This is a genomic window from Pseudomonas sp. RIT411, from assembly GCF_003057735.2.
GTDB lineage: Bacteria > Pseudomonadota > Gammaproteobacteria > Pseudomonadales > Pseudomonadaceae > Chryseomonas > Chryseomonas oryzihabitans.
This window is the reverse complement of sequence record NZ_QBIZ02000020.1, coordinates 30,826-44,664: the sequence shown is the minus strand read 5'-3', so window position 1 is coordinate 44,664 and position 13,839 is coordinate 30,826. Positions and strand designations below refer to the sequence as shown.

The following is a 13,839-nucleotide window of genomic DNA, read 5'->3' as shown; positions in this document are numbered from 1 at the left end:
TCGTTCATGAGTCCTGAACCCGACGCCACGTCCTCGAACCGGGAGTAACGCCATGTCCGCCGTACTTAAGAACGCCACCCCTCGCGAGCCGATCGGCAGCATCGCCCCGGCGCCCACCGTGATTTCCTTTCGCAACGTCGCCAAGGCCTTTACCGTCAAGGGCGTAGCGAAACAGGCTTCCCACAGCATCAACGTCGACATCCAGCAGGGCCAGGTGGTGACCATCGTCGGTCCCTCCGGCTGCGGCAAGTCCACCCTGCTCAACATGGTGGCCGGCCTGTTCGCCCCCACCGAAGGCCAGGTGCTCTACAGCGGCCAGCCGGTCAAGGGCATCAATGGCCGCACCGGCTACATGACCCAGAGCGATCACCTGCTGCCCTGGCGCGACGTGGTTGGCAACATCGCCGTGCCGCTGGAGATCCGCGGCGTGGGCAAGGCCGAGCGCCAGGCGCGCATCCGCGAGCTGCTGGCCCTGGTCGGGCTCGAAGGGCACGAGAAGGCCTATCCCAGTCAACTCTCCGGCGGCATGCGCAAGCGCGCTGCCCTGGCCCGGCTGCTGGCCTACGATCCCGAAACCCTGCTGATGGATGAGCCCTTCGCGGCGCTCGATGCCCAGTTGCGCATGCGCATGCAAACCGAGTTGTTCAAGCTCAGTCGGCAGCTGAAGAAGACCGTGTTGTTCGTCACCCACGACCTCGACGAGGCGGTCGCCCTGGGCGATCGCTGCCTGATCTTCTCCGGCCGTCCCGGCACCATCGTGCGCGACGTGACCATCCCCCTGGGTGACGAGCGCAACATCCTGCAGCTGCGCAAGGACCCGCGTTACCACCAGATCTGCGGTGACCTCTGGGAATTCATCACCCCGAGCCAAGACGCCTGAGCGGCCCACCACTGGAGATTACTGCTATGAACATTTTTCTCGGCCGCGTTGCCATCTTCGCTTTCATCCTGCTGTCCTGGCAGTTCGCCTCGGGACCGCTGGTAGATCCCTTCTTTGTAAGCTCGCCCAGCGAGATCGGCGGGCGCTTCGTCGAGCTGGTCTCCAGCGGCCGGCTGTTCACCCATGGCTGGATCACCGTCGTCGAGACCCTGGCCGGCTTCTTCTTCGGCGCCTGCGCCGGCATCAGCGTCGGCCTGCTGCTGGGTCGCAACGAGACCCTGGCCAAGCTGCTCGACCCCATCCTCATCTCCATCTACAGCCTGCCCAAGGTGGCCCTGGCGCCCCTGTTCATCATGTGGTTCGGCATCGGCATCGAAATGAAGATCATCCTGACCGCCACCATCGTGTTCTTCCTGGTGTTCCTCAATACCTACAGCAGCGTGCGCGCCGTGGAGCGCGAGCAGCTGGAGATCCTGCGACTGATGGGCGCCAAGGAGCATCACCTGATCGGCAAGGTGGTGCTGCCCTCGGCCATCCAGTGGGTGTTCACCGGCCTCAAACTGTCGGTGCCCTATGCGCTGATCGGCGCCATCGTCGGCGAGATCATGGCGGCCAACCGCGGCCTGGGCTACCTGCTGCAGGATGCCGCCGGCCAGTTGGACACCGCCGGGGTCTTCGCCGCGCTGCTGGCCATCATCTTCCTCGCTCTGCTGTTGCAGGCCGCAGTGCGCAAGCTGGAAACCGCGCTGATGCCCTGGAAAAAGGAGCAGGACGCCCGCGAACTCTCGATCTGATCGCCCCGTATCCACTCATTACAACAAGAAGAGAGGTCTCAACTATGTCCCTGAAGCGTCTGTTTTCCGCCCTCGGCCTGAGCGCCGCATTGCTGGCCGCGATCCCTGCCGTGCAAGCCGACGAAGCGGTCAAGGTAGCCATCGGTACCGAAGGCTTCGTGCACATGCCGCTGTTCGTGGCGCTGGATGCCGGGCTGTTCAAGAAGCACGGACTGGACGTCAGCCTGGTCAAGTTCAAGGGCGGCGGCGCCGCGGCCTCCGGGCTGGTGAGCCGCTCGGTGGAGTTCTGTTCCTGCGCCATCCAGAACGCCATCAACGCCAAGGTGAAGGGTGCCGACGTGACCCTGCTGGGGCGCATGGTCGGCCAGTACGCTAGCAACGTGGTGATCCGCCAGGAGGTGGCCGATCGTCTGGGGCTGAGCGCCAATTCCACCGTGGAAGAGCGCCTGGCCGCCTTCAAGGGCCTGCGCCTGGCGGTCAGTGGCACCGGCGGCAGCGCCGACTTCCTGGTGCGCTTCCTTGGCCAGGAAGCCAAGCTGCAATCGGAAAAGGACTTCACCCTGCTGTACCTGAACAATGGCGGAGCCATGCTGGCCGCCTTCGCCCAGGGCCGCATCGATGGCTTCGCGCTGTCGTCGCCCGCGTCGGACAGCGCGGTGATCGAGCAGAAGGGGTTTACGCTGCTGGACATGTCCGAAGGCCAGGTGAAGGCCCTGGACGGCTATCCTTCCATCGCCCTGAGTGCTCGCCGCGAGTGGTCGCAACAGCACCCGGACACGGTCAAGGCCTTCCTCGCCGCCCTGAGCGACGCCACCCAACTGATCAACCAGCATCCGGATGAAGCGGCCAAGGCGGTGCGTACCCGCTTCGAAGGCGTCAACGACCAGGTCTACGCCGCCGCCTGGAAGAACAACCGCAAGTCCTTCCCGTCCACTCCCTATCTCACCGATGAGGAAGTCCAGCGCGCCATCACCTTCCTGGGCCGTATTCAGGACAGCCAGATCCCTGGCACCGCAGCTGACTACCTGACCCAGGTGCGCTGAGTCGCGCTTCCCTCCATTGCCCTGGCACGCCACTGGTAGGGCCAGGGCCCGGTAGAGATTTCCTATGCACAGGTATCATGACAAGCCGATCCTGGCGGCAGGGCTGGGTGTTGCCCTGCTGTCGCCCTTCAGCTATGCCGAAGGCTTTCTCGAAGACAGCAAAGCTTCGCTGGAGCTGCGCAACTTCTACATGAATCGCGACTTTCGCGACGGCAGCGGCCAGTCCAAGCGGGAGGAGTGGGGCCAGGGCTTCATCCTCAAGTATGAATCCGGCTTTACCCAGGGCCCCATCGGCTTCGGCCTGGATGCCTTGGGGTTGGTGGGTTTGAAGCTCGATTCAGGCCGTGGCCGCACCGGCACCGGTTTGCTGCCGGTCGACGACGAGGGTCGCGCCCCCGACGAATACGCCAAGGCTGGGGCCACCTTCAAAGCGCGACTCTCCAAGAGCGAATTGCGCGTCGGCACCTTGCTGCCACGCTGGCCGACCCTGGTCACTAACAATGGCCGCCTGCTGCCCCAGACCTTCGAGGGCAGCCAGTTCGAATTCAAGGAGATCAAGGGCTTGACCCTGACCGGCGCCAATATCCAGCGTACGGTCTATCGCGACAGCTCCGGCGCTGATGGCCTTTCGCTGAACAACAAGAATCGCCGCTTCAGTGGTTCTCTGGAGGGGGGCGACTTCAATGTCGTCGGCGCACTCTATCGCTTCGGCACCACCACCGATGTGAGCGCCCAGTACGCCGTGCTGGAAGACGTCTATCGCCAGCGCTTTCTCGGCCTGACTGACCGGCGCAATGGCGATTGGGGCACCTTCCTTACCGAGGTGCGGCTGTTCGACAGCGACGACGAGGGCATCGCCCGCGGCGGGCGGATCGACAACCGCGCCTTCAGCGCCTTGGGTACCTACAAGCACGCCGGCCATTCCTTTGGCCTGGGCTATCAGAAGATGTCGGGCTCAACGGCCTTTCCCTACGTCAATGGCACCGATCCCTACCTGGTCAACTTCGTCCAGGTGGGCGACTTCGCCGAGACCAATGAGCGCTCCTGGCAGGCGCGCTACGACTACGACCTGGGCCAGCTCGGTATCCCCGGCCTGAACTTCATGACGCGCTTCGTGCGTGGCAGCAAGGCGGAACTGCGCGGTGGCCAGTCAGGCGGCGAACGGGAACTGGATGTGGAGCTGCAATACGTGCTGCAGGGTGGCTCGTTAAAGGGCCTCAACCTACGTCTGCGCAGCGCCACCTACCGCTCCGACTTCTCACGCGACGCCAATGACGTCCGCGTCATCGCCAGCTATCCGCTCTCGCTGCTCTGACCTTTCGGGAGACCCTATGACGACCGTAACCCTCCACCGCATCGACGCCTTGGGCGTCATCACCCTGGACAATCCTCCGGTCAATGCCCTGTCTCGCGAGGTACGCGCGGGGCTCCTGGCGCGGCTGCAGGAGGCCGTTGCGGATGACGGGATCAAGGCCCTGGTGATCACCTGTGCCGGGCGGACCTTTGTCGCCGGTGCCGACATTCGCGAATTCGACCTGCCGCTGCAGGAGCCCCATCTGCCTGAGGTACTGGGGGTAGTCGAGGCTTCGCCCAAACCAGTAATCGCCGCACTGCACGGCACGGTACTGGGCGGCGGCCTGGAGCTGGCGCTGGCCTGTCATCACCGCATCGCGGTGACCGGCACCACCTTCGCCTTGCCGGAAGTCAGCCTGGGCCTGATCCCGGGGGCCGGCGGCACCCAGCGGCTGCCGCGGCTGGTGGGCGCGCCGTTGGCGCTGGACATGATCGTGGGCGGCACCCGCCTGGATGCCGGCGCAGCGCTCGCCGCCGGGCTGATCGATGGACTGGGGCAGGGCGAGCCCTTGGCGCTGGCCCAGACCTTCCTGCAAGAACAGCCGGGACTTGCAAAGCGCCCGACCGGCGAACGTCACCTGGCGCCCTTTGATCTGGAGGCTTTCGAGGCCCAGGCCCGCGCGCTGCTCCGCAAGTTGCCTGGCCAGGAGGCGCCGGTGCAGGCGCTGGAAGTTCTGCGGAGCGCCTGGCAGCTGCCCTTCAACGAAGCGATGGTGCGCGAGCGCGAGCTGTTCGTTGCGCGCCGTGAGTCCGCCCAGGCTCGCGCTCTGCGCCACGTGTTCTTTGCCGAACGCGCCTTGGCCGGGCGCAACCGGGCCCTGGCCAAGGCAGCGCCACCCCTTGAGTTACGGCAGGTAGCGGTGATTGGCGCGGGGCTGATGGGTAGCGGTATTGCCCTCTGCCTGGCCAATGCCGGTATCCGGACCATCTTGATCGACACCCAGGCCCAGGCGCTGGAGCGCGGACGGGCAACGATTGACAGCTATTTTTCCGGCGCCCTGGCGAAGGGTCGGCTCACGGCGGAGCAGGCCAGTGCGCGCTCCGCCCTGATCCGCTGCGCGACTGACCTGGCGGCGGTGGCCGAGGTCGACCTGGTCATCGAGGCGGTATTTGAGGATCTGGCGGTCAAGCAGGAGGTCTTTCGCCAGCTCGATCGCCTGGCCAGGCCCGGCGCCATCCTGGCCACCAACACCTCCTATCTCGACATCGACGCCATCGCCGCGGTGACCGGCCGGCCCGAGGCGGTGATCGGCATGCATTTCTTCAGCCCGGCGCAGGTGATGAGGCTGCTGGAGGTGGTCCGCACCCGCCCAGGCGCACCGGCGGTGCTGGCGACCGCCGTGCAACTGGGCGAGCGCCTGGGCAAGACCACGGTGGCGGTGGGCAACTGCCATGGCTTCGTCGGCAATCGCCTGCTGGCGGTGCGTGAGCGCGAGGCGACCTTGCTCGTGGAAGAGGGCGCCGCGCCGGAGCAGGTCGACCGGGTGCTGCGTGACTTCGGCTTTCCCATGGGTCCCTTCGAGCTGCGTGACCTGGCAGGCATCGATATCGCCTGGCGCAATCGCCAGGGACGGGGCGAGGCGCTCAGTGCCGCAGAACGGGCCTGTGACCTCATCGAGCAACTACACGCTGCCGGCCGGCTCGGGCAGAAGTCCGGCGCCGGCTACTACCGCTATGAGCCCGGCCAGCGGCAGGGCCGGGCGGATCCCATAGTTGCCGAAATGCTGGCCGCCCATCGCCAGCGCCGTGGCATCGCCCCACGCAACCACAGCGACAAGGAAATCCTCGAACGCTGCCTGTACGTGATGATCAACGAGGCGGCCTGGCTGCTGGAGGAAGGCATCGTCGAGCAGGCGGTGGATATCGATCTGGTCTGGCTGCACGGCTACGGCTTTCCGCGCTATCGCGGCGGCCTGCTGTACTACGCCGATGACTGCGGGCTGGCACACATCGTCAGTACCCTGGAAGGCTGGTCGGCCGCGCTGGCCGAACGCGTCACCGAGATCTGCCCGCGACTGCGGCAATTGGCAGCTGGGGGTCGAGGTTTTCTGTCGGAATAGGCACCAGCAAGGGATGAATCCGGCTCTTCTTCGCAGAGGCAAACAGTGACGTTGGCCTCCACGTGATGTATCGCATCGCCACATACGGTAGCGAGGTCAAAGAGCAAGGCCCAACACATCAACACGTGGCAGTCCGCTTTGCTTGGGTCGGCCGTTAAACGTTAGTGCTCCGTTGGACAAGGGTTGCAACGGTCACACCAGTGAAAACAGAAATATACCAGCCCTGCACAAACTTCATCCTCTAACCACTCCCTGCACCCCCTCTGCCCGAGCTCCCCCCACCGACCACCCGCGCCCCGCGCGCGACAGAAGGTAAAGCAGGAAACGAAACGCGAGAGGAGGAGCTCTACACCCGATCAGTCAGCGCGGAATATTGAGCAGCAGGGGGCGCCGGTAATTCAGTGGCAGGAGATACCCAGCGAATGACGGCCATTTTGAACGAACTCGTTTAGGTACGCTTGCGCGATCAGTGCGGTCACACTCTGCTCGCTTAGGAGAAGGGTGATTGCCAGTAGCATGGGCAAACCAGCGAAGACAGCCCACGGAATAAGCCACCTGAGTTCGAGGCGAAATTGAGCGGATTCGCTGCCCGCTGTAACGACGTCGGTCTTGGTCATACAAAACTCCGATTATCAGACAGCTGATTCTAAGTGGCGCGGATGCTGGCATTCGCTATCTGGCTATAGCCTAGCGATTCCTTCGATGTCCCTCGATGCTTGGTGCGTCACCAAGTCTATGAATTTCGACAGTTGTGCCGCTGCTACCAAAGGCTGCGATACAGCTCGATCATGTCGGCCTCGCTGGGGACCCGTGGATTGTTGCCAGGCGAGCCGGACGCGAGGGCTCGGCGCGCCATAGTCGGCATCAGCTCGAAGAACTGCTCGCGATCGATGCCGAATTGCTCGGGTGTCGGGACGTCCAATCCTTGATTGATGGCTTCCAACTCGGTGAGCAGCTTCGCGACCGCCGCGTCGTCGCTGTCGGTCGCGCCGGCGACGCCCATGGCCCGGGCGCAGTCGGCATAACGCGCCTGGGCTGCCGGGATGGAGAAGGCCGTGATGGCGGGCAACAGCATGGCGTTGGAAAGCCCGTGCGGCACATGGAAGAAGGCGCCGATGGGCCGGCTCATACCGTGTACCAGGGCGACCGACGCCGCGGAGAAGGCCATGCCCGCGAGGGTCGAGCCCAGCATCACGGCTTCACGGGCCGCGCGGTCGTCGCCCTGCTGATACACCTGGCGCAGGTTGGGTCCGATCAGGCGCATGGCCGCCAGGGCCTGGGCATCGCTGAACAGGTTGGCCTTCTTGCTGACGTAGGCTTCTATGGCGTGGGTGAGGGCGTCGATGCCGGTATCGGCGGTGACCCGCGGCGGCAAGCTCAACGTCAGCTCGTAATCGACCAGTGCGGCCACCGGCATGAAGGCCGGCCCCACGCAGAGCATTTTCTCGTCGCTGGTCTCATCGGTGATGATGGTGAAGCGGGTGACTTCCGAGCCGGTTCCGGCCGTGGTTGGAATCGCGATGATCGGCAGGCCGGCTTCGGTCACGTTGCGCGGGAATTTGTAGTCGCCCATCTCGCCGCCGTGCTTGGCCAGGATGCCGATGGCCTTGGCGCTGTCGATCGGGCTGCCGCCACCGAGCGCGACGATGCTGTCGCAGCGGCCTTCGCGCGCCGTCGCGACACCGGATTGGATGGAGGCCACGGTGGGCTCCGGCACGGTATCGGCAAAGACGTCGCAGGGCAGTCCGTCTTCGGCCAGGGCACTGCGGATACGCTCGGCATAGCCCAGCTGGACCATCATCCGATCGGTAATGATCAGGGGGCGTTGGCAGCCGAGGCTGGCGAGGATCTGGGGAATCTGCGCGCTGGCGCCAGCGCCGGTCTGCAGGATGCGGGGAAGAATGCTGGTATAGGTCATGATGAACTCACTGTCCGCGGCAGGAACGAGGACCCGCGCAAGGGTGGGCACTCGTTCGGTGAAAAATCGGCTATTCAGCAAGGCTCGGTTCCGCTGAGGGACCGAGCTGTTCTCCCTCCCTCAGCTGGGGAGGTACTCCGCGCTCCAGCTTTCGCTGATCGCGCCTTTTTCCAGCAAGCTATTGATCTGTTCGGCGCTGTAACCCAGGCGTTGCAAGACCTTGCGCGTCGAGGCGCCGAATTTTTCCGCCGGTGGCAGGGCCCGGATCCGGGCGCTACGGGGCCGGATGGCATAGGGGTCCAGCTGGGTGATGCGGTGACCGCTGGGGTGGTCCTCGTACACGCTGAAGGAGTAGCTGCCGTTCGCGGTGCCCGGCAGACCATCCGCCTGGCGGCTGTAGCCTTGCCGCAGGCTATCGATGTTGTCCGGTACGGCCGCGGCGATGTTGGCGGCCTGTAGGCTGGCCTGCAGCGCGGCGCCGGACATCTCACCGATCACCTGTTGCAGGTAGGTCTGGTGATCGGCCGCCGAGGCCAGGCCGGCGAAGCCGGGGAGTGCGCAGAGTCGCTCCAGGTCGCGCTCTTGCGCATCGATATAGATCCAGCCATCGGCGGTCCGGTAGAAGCGCGACAGCTCGCTGTAGCCCGCCACCTCACGCCCGGACGGCTCGTCGAAAGGCCCGCGGCCCGGGTAGTCGTAGCAGAACGGGATTTGCACCAGGTTACCCAGGGCGGCCAGCGAGGTACGGGCTCTATGGGCCTCGCCGTGGCGATGCTTGCGATACAGGGCCGTCGCGACGCCCAGGGCCGCGGCGAAGCCACACATCACGTCGATAGTGCCGACGTGCGCATGCTCTTCCGGCGTGGCCATGCCGCCCCCGAAGCGCAGCATGATGCCGGTGGTGGCCTGAATCAGATCGTCGTAGCCGAGGTAGTCGGTCCGCGGGCCTCGACGCGGCCCGCCGAAGCAGTCCAGCTGGCAGAAGATCACCCCGGGATTGATCGCCTGCAGACTCGCCTCGTCCAGTCCCAGCGGCGCCAACTGGCGATCTGGGGCGTTCATGACGATGACGTCCACGTCGCGGACCAATTGATTGAACACCTCGCGCCCTTCGGCATCCCGCAGATCGACCAGGATGCTTTCCTTGCCGCGTGCCGAGGAGAGGCCGAAGACGACCGTGTTCCAGGGATCGTAATTGGGCACCGCGGGATCGAGCTTGATCAACTCGGCGCCGAAGCGACCCAGGAAGGAGGTGGAATGCGGGCCGGCGATGACATTGGTGAGGTCGAGGATCTTCACCCCGTCCAGCCAGCCGCCAGCCGCCTCCGGCGAGGGAGCCGGGAGCTCGGCCTGCGGGCGTTCGCGGAGCGTGGCCAAGGCCTCGTCGTAGGTGACATCACGGCGGGAGACCGGCTCGAGCATGGACTCCGCGGTGGCTTCCAGCCAGGCCACGGGGCCGGGCTGCTGCATGGCGCCGTACTCGCGGTCCACCACCTCGATGACCAGGCCTGCCGTGTTGGCATGCTCGTCGTGCAGCCACTCCTGGGTGGAGCGATGGGGCGCGCCGGGGAAGCGGCCTTCGCCGAAGATCACTTCCCACTCGGCGGCGGTCTTGGTCAGGAACACCTCTTTCATCCGCGCCGAGATGCGCGCGGCCCAGTCGGCCGGTAGCGGATACACGCCCAGGGAGGCGTTGCCCTCCCACTGCTCGATGGGCAAGTAGGGGTCTTCCACCTTCGGCAGACCGGCAGCCAGCATCTCCTCGTAGAGCCCCATGGCCTGCAGGCAGCGCTTGGCGTGATCACGATGGGAGGGGCAGACCGCATAGAATTTCCGGCCATCCGCACATTCATAGGTGCGGTAGAAGGGATCGAGATACTCCTGCAGATCCTCGTAGCTGAGGTTCATCGGCAGATTCTCGGCCTTGCGTCTTTCGCTTTCCTTCTCGCGCAGGGTCTTGTAGCGCAGGGGATAGCCATCGATCTTGATGGAGTTATAGGAGAGGCCTTCCATCACCGCCGAGGCCAGCGGTACCTCGATCTCGTCGCCCAGGCCGCTCTTTTCCCGCGCCTGCAGCGCCAGCACCACCGCTGAAACCGCCAGCATGGTGCCGTAGGCGGAGGCCAGCGGCAGGGGCGAAAAGCTGGGGTTGATGCCCATCAGCACGCGGTTCTGCCCCATGTCCGTGAACACCCCGGACGCGGAGGCGATGACCGCTTCCGTCGCCCGCCATTCACGGCGCAGCTCATCGTTGCTGGCGAAGCCCGGAATCGAAAGGGTGATCAGCTGTGGGTGGTCGCGCCGCAACTCGGCGAAATCCAGACCCAGGCCACTCATGACGCCGGGACGGAAGTTCTCGACTACGATGTCCGCGTGAGCGATCAGTTGCCGGGCTTGCTCCAGGCCTTCCACGCTTTTGAGATCGAGGCGCAGACAGAGCTTGTTGCGGTTGAGCGTGGCATTGGCCGGGCTGGTCCACAGCTGACCCGTGGGCGGATCGATATGGATGACCGTGGCCCCGAGATCGCCCAGGATCATCGCCACGGCGGGGCCGGCGATGTATTGGCCGAAGTCGACGACCTTGACGCCTTGAAGGGGGAGTTGCTTAGCCTGTCCCATGAGGGAACCCTACTGATAACCGAGAGCGTTCACCCGAGGCGCTCGGTTATTGTTGTTGTCGAGAAACACCTTCAATCGGTCATTTGCCCGAGCTGTCTTGGGCTGACGATTTGAGCAGTACTGTCAGAAAAATCGGCACACGGCGAAAGCAATAAAAAATGGCCCTAGGGGGCCATTTTTTTTATGGATCGGCTGGCTGGCTTATCGCTAATCGGGGGCTTCGCCACTGCCGAGCAATTCATCCCTGAACGTCAGGGCTTCCTTAGCAATCCAGGTCGCGAAGGCTGCCGCAGCGGGATTCATCAGGCTGTGGGCGGAATACACCAGATAGAACGCCTCTTGCGTCACGATGTCGTTGGCCAGTGGGGCGATCAGCCGACCGGACTCCAGCTGATGCTGGACCAATGACGAGCGCGCCAGGGCGACGCCCTGCCCGAGTTCGGCCATTTCCAGCGCTGAAATCAGGGTGTCGAACTGCAGACCCTGGGATGAGTCGAGGTGTTCGGCGCCCTTGCATTTGAGCCAGTATCCCCAGCCTTCCTCGTAGCCCATCACGTGCAGCAGATCGTGGTGCTTCAGCTCTTCGGGTTTCGTCAGCGGCTTCGCGGCCGTGGGCAAGGTGGGCGCGCAGACCGGCTGGAGCGTGTCCCAGGTCAGCCGTTCGGACTTGCGACCGGACCAACGTCCCTGACCATAGCGAATCTCCAGGTCGGCATCGGAATCGGCGTCCTCGACCCAGATGCTGCTGTCCACGCGCAGTTGGATAGTCGGGTGCAGCGCCTTGAAGCGCGGCAGTCGGATCGCCAGCCAGTGGGTGAAAAACACCAGGCTGCTGCGAACGATCAGCACGCTTCGGTGGCCCTGGCCGAAAATTTCATCGGTCGCCGCCGCCAACCGCTCCACCGACTCCCGCACCACCGGGAAGTACGCCATTCCCAACTCGGTGAGTTCCAACCCACGGGGTAGTCGTTTGAACAGCACGGCTCCCAGTTGCGACTCCAGCGCCTTGAGCTGCTGGCTGATGGCGGCCTGGGTCAGGTTCAGCTCCTGGGCGGCGTGGGTGAAGTTCAGGTGGCGCGCCGATACCTCGAAGGCACGCAGCCAATTCAACGGGGGAAGGCGTTTTTTCATGGCTCACTCGGTGAGGTGACGGTTGGTGCTCGATCGGCGAGCCAGGCGCGGCGCTTCCGCCCCAGTCGCTCTTGGGTATCGCGCCACTGTTGCACATCGTCTGACGGAAATCTTTGACTTTCGAGACGGTCGGTCTAAATACTAGGGCCATGACCGCACTCAGCCCCCCTCCTCGCCGTGGCCGCCCTCCCAAGGTAGCGCGGACTCATCCCGATACCCGCGAAGCCTTGCTTCGCGTCGGCATGGCGATCTTCACCGAACAGGGCTTTTCGGCGACGGGCATCGACGCCGTGCTCAAGCAGGTCCAGGTCCCTAAAGGCTCGTTCTATCACTACTTCGCGAGCAAGGAAGTCTTTGGCCAGGAGGTCCTGCAGGGCTACGCCACCTATTTCGCCAAGAAGCTCGATCTGTGGTTTCTGGCGAGTGATGTCCCTCCGCTCGAGCGGCTGTGGAATTTCGTCCAGGACGCCAAGGCGGGCATGACCAGGCATGGCTTCCGCCGCGGTTGCCTGGTGGGCAATCTCGGTCAGGAGATCCTGGTGCTTCCGGAGAGTTTTCGCGCCCAGTTGGAGGCCGTCCTGCTGGATTGGCAGGCGCGCCTGGCGCTGTGCCTGAGGGCGGCGGTCAAGGACGGGACGCTACCTGCGGACACCGACTGTGACGCCCTGGCGGCCTTTTTCTGGATCGGCTGGGAGGGCGCGGTGCTGCGCGCGCGACTGGCGCAGAATGCCACGCCGCTGGACATCTTCATCACGGGCTACCTGGCTGGAATCACGCGCTGATTTCTTTTGGTTTATTTGTAGACGATCGGTCTAAATAGGAGGATTCATGTTCCAAGCCCTGCTTATCGAGAAGCACGACGAGGCGCCTCGCGTCGGTATCGCCAAACTGGCCGACACCCAGCTGCCGGAAGGTGACGTGACAGTCCGGGTCCTCTACAGCACCCTCAACTACAAGGATGCCCTGGCCATCACAGGACGTGGCCCGGTCGTTCGTCAGTTCCCCATGGTTCCCGGGATCGATTTCGCCGGCGTGGTCGAGGCCAGCTCGAATCCCCAGTACCAACCCGGAGACCGGGTCTTGCTCAATGGCTGGGGCGTGGGCGAGAACCACTGGGGTGGCCTGGCGGAGAAGGCGAGGGTGAAGGGCGGATGGTTGATTCCCCTGCCGCCTGCGCTGTCGGAGTTCCAGGCAATGGCCGTGGGCACTGCCGGCTATACCGCGATGCTCTGCCTGATGGCCTTGGAGCGCCACGGACTCACCCCGCAAAGCGGCCAGGTGCTGGTAACCGGAGCCACGGGCGGGGTAGGTAGCTTTGCCATTTCCCTGCTGGCCCGCCGCGGTTACTCGGTGATTGCCGTCACGGGCAAGCAACAGGAAGGGGAATACCTCAAGCGTCTGGGCGCCGAGTCCGTGATGGATCGGGCAGAGCTCAGCGCGCCGGGTCGACCGCTTGGCAAGGAGCGCTGGGCCGCGGCCATCGATTCCGTCGGTAGCCATACCCTGGCCAACGTCTGCGCGGGAACTGCCGCCGAAGGTGCGGTCGCCGCCTGTGGCCTGGCGCAGGGAATGGACCTGCCCATGACGGTCGCGCCCTTCATCTTGCGCGGGGTGAGCCTGCTCGGCGTCAACAGCGTGACCCAGCCCTACGAGCGACGGGTGGAAGCCTGGCGGCGATTGAGCGAAGAACTCGACAGCGACCTGCTGCTTGCGATCAGCCGAGAGATCTCCCTGCAGGACGCCGTGTCCATCTCCGACGATTTGTTGAACGGGAAGGTCCGCGGAAGAGTGGTAGTGAACATGAGCCGCTGAGTTTCCGCTTGGGTGTCGACGGTCAGCCGCCACGGACGCCGCTACGGTGTGGAGTGGACGGCTGCCAAGTCTCGTAATGTTTTCGACGTGAAAGTCCGAACGGGCATCTTTTTTTTGCAGGAAACCCATCTTCTTTAGCACTCCCTTATTCGAGCGACGCCGCTTCGCTACAACGCCCCAAGTATGGGACAACTTTGTCTTGGGTGTTTTTCAGTCATAAATAAATTTA

Annotated in this window: 11 protein-coding genes; 7 read left to right on the top strand and 4 right to left on the bottom strand. The window is 64.3% G+C overall.

Annotated elements, in window-relative coordinates:
• Positions 1-52 precede the first annotated feature (52 nt).
• The 5 genes from DBY63_RS21225 to DBY63_RS21205 all read left to right on the top strand — a co-directional run bounded on the left by DBY63_RS21225 (position 53) and on the right by DBY63_RS21205 (position 6,130).
• Positions 53-880 (top strand): ABC transporter ATP-binding protein, encoded by an 828-nt coding sequence (locus DBY63_RS21225; RefSeq protein ID WP_108576236.1) that lies wholly within the window; start codon positions 53-55, stop codon positions 878-880.
• A 26-nt stretch (positions 881-906) separates the two neighbouring features.
• Positions 907-1,674 carry an ABC transporter permease gene (locus DBY63_RS21220; RefSeq protein WP_108576235.1) on the top strand — a complete coding sequence of 256 codons (768 nt, stop codon included), beginning with the start codon at positions 907-909 and terminating at the stop codon, positions 1,672-1,674.
• Between the two features lie 44 nt (positions 1,675-1,718).
• Complete coding sequence (locus tag DBY63_RS21215) at positions 1,719-2,717, top strand: ABC transporter substrate-binding protein (RefSeq protein ID WP_108576234.1); 999 nt, start codon at positions 1,719-1,721, stop codon at positions 2,715-2,717.
• 64 nt (positions 2,718-2,781) lie between these two features.
• On the top strand, positions 2,782-4,032 hold the full coding sequence (locus DBY63_RS21210; protein WP_108576233.1) for an OprD family porin: 1,251 nt from the start codon (positions 2,782-2,784) through the stop codon (positions 4,030-4,032).
• Positions 4,033-4,048: 16 nt separating this feature from the next.
• Positions 4,049-6,130, top strand: coding sequence for a 3-hydroxyacyl-CoA dehydrogenase NAD-binding domain-containing protein (locus tag DBY63_RS21205; RefSeq protein ID WP_108576232.1), 2,082 nt, complete (start codon positions 4,049-4,051; stop codon positions 6,128-6,130).
• Positions 6,131-6,528: 398 nt separating this feature from the next.
• Here DBY63_RS21205 and DBY63_RS21200 read toward each other — a convergent pair whose 3' ends face one another.
• The 4 genes from DBY63_RS21200 to gcvA form a co-directional block, all read right to left on the bottom strand.
• Positions 6,529-6,747, bottom strand: coding sequence for a CbtB-domain containing protein (locus DBY63_RS21200; protein ID WP_177411489.1), 219 nt, complete (start codon positions 6,745-6,747; stop codon positions 6,529-6,531).
• Positions 6,748-6,890: 143 nt separating this feature from the next.
• Positions 6,891-8,048: an iron-containing alcohol dehydrogenase gene (locus DBY63_RS21195; protein ID WP_108576296.1), complete on the bottom strand. Its 1,158-nt coding sequence runs from the start codon at positions 8,046-8,048 to the stop codon at positions 6,891-6,893.
• Between the two features lie 120 nt (positions 8,049-8,168).
• Positions 8,169-10,667 carry a CoA transferase gene (locus DBY63_RS21190; protein WP_108576294.1) on the bottom strand — a complete coding sequence of 833 codons (2,499 nt, stop codon included), beginning with the start codon at positions 10,665-10,667 and terminating at the stop codon, positions 8,169-8,171.
• 207 nt (positions 10,668-10,874) lie between these two features.
• The gene (gcvA, locus tag DBY63_RS21185; RefSeq protein ID WP_108576293.1) at positions 10,875-11,798 is read right to left on the bottom strand and encodes a transcriptional regulator GcvA; all 924 of its coding nucleotides are present in this window, start codon (positions 11,796-11,798) and stop codon (positions 10,875-10,877) included.
• Between the two features lie 149 nt (positions 11,799-11,947).
• Here gcvA and DBY63_RS21180 point away from each other — a divergent pair, with 149 nt between their 5' ends.
• Both DBY63_RS21180 and DBY63_RS21175 read left to right on the top strand, forming a co-directional pair.
• Positions 11,948-12,580 (top strand): TetR/AcrR family transcriptional regulator, encoded by a 633-nt coding sequence (locus DBY63_RS21180; RefSeq protein ID WP_177411488.1) that lies wholly within the window; start codon positions 11,948-11,950, stop codon positions 12,578-12,580.
• Between the two features lie 46 nt (positions 12,581-12,626).
• Complete coding sequence (locus tag DBY63_RS21175; RefSeq protein WP_108576291.1) at positions 12,627-13,610, top strand: MDR family oxidoreductase; 984 nt, start codon at positions 12,627-12,629, stop codon at positions 13,608-13,610.
• The last annotated feature ends 229 nt before the right edge of the window (positions 13,611-13,839 follow it).

Bases quoted from the DNA above. Each gene is read 5' to 3' on its own strand.
- DBY63_RS21195 (WP_108576296.1), bottom strand. From the start codon at position 8,048: ATGACCTATACCAGCATTCTTCCCCGCATCCTGCAGACCGGCGCTGGC.
- gcvA (WP_108576293.1), bottom strand. From the start codon at position 11,798: ATGAAAAAACGCCTTCCCCCGTTGAATTGGCTGCGTGCCTTCGAGGTA.
- DBY63_RS21180 (WP_177411488.1), top strand. From the start codon at position 11,948: ATGACCGCACTCAGCCCCCCTCCTCGCCGTGGCCGCCCTCCCAAGGTA.
- DBY63_RS21200 (WP_177411489.1), bottom strand. From the start codon at position 6,747: ATGACCAAGACCGACGTCGTTACAGCGGGCAGCGAATCCGCTCAATTT.
- DBY63_RS21215 (WP_108576234.1), top strand. From the start codon at position 1,719: ATGTCCCTGAAGCGTCTGTTTTCCGCCCTCGGCCTGAGCGCCGCATTG.
- DBY63_RS21220 (WP_108576235.1), top strand. From the start codon at position 907: ATGAACATTTTTCTCGGCCGCGTTGCCATCTTCGCTTTCATCCTGCTG.
- DBY63_RS21225 (WP_108576236.1), top strand. From the start codon at position 53: ATGTCCGCCGTACTTAAGAACGCCACCCCTCGCGAGCCGATCGGCAGC.
- DBY63_RS21190 (WP_108576294.1), bottom strand. From the start codon at position 10,667: ATGGGACAGGCTAAGCAACTCCCCCTTCAAGGCGTCAAGGTCGTCGAC.
- DBY63_RS21205 (WP_108576232.1), top strand. From the start codon at position 4,049: ATGACGACCGTAACCCTCCACCGCATCGACGCCTTGGGCGTCATCACC.
- DBY63_RS21175 (WP_108576291.1), top strand. From the start codon at position 12,627: ATGTTCCAAGCCCTGCTTATCGAGAAGCACGACGAGGCGCCTCGCGTC.
- DBY63_RS21210 (WP_108576233.1), top strand. From the start codon at position 2,782: ATGCACAGGTATCATGACAAGCCGATCCTGGCGGCAGGGCTGGGTGTT.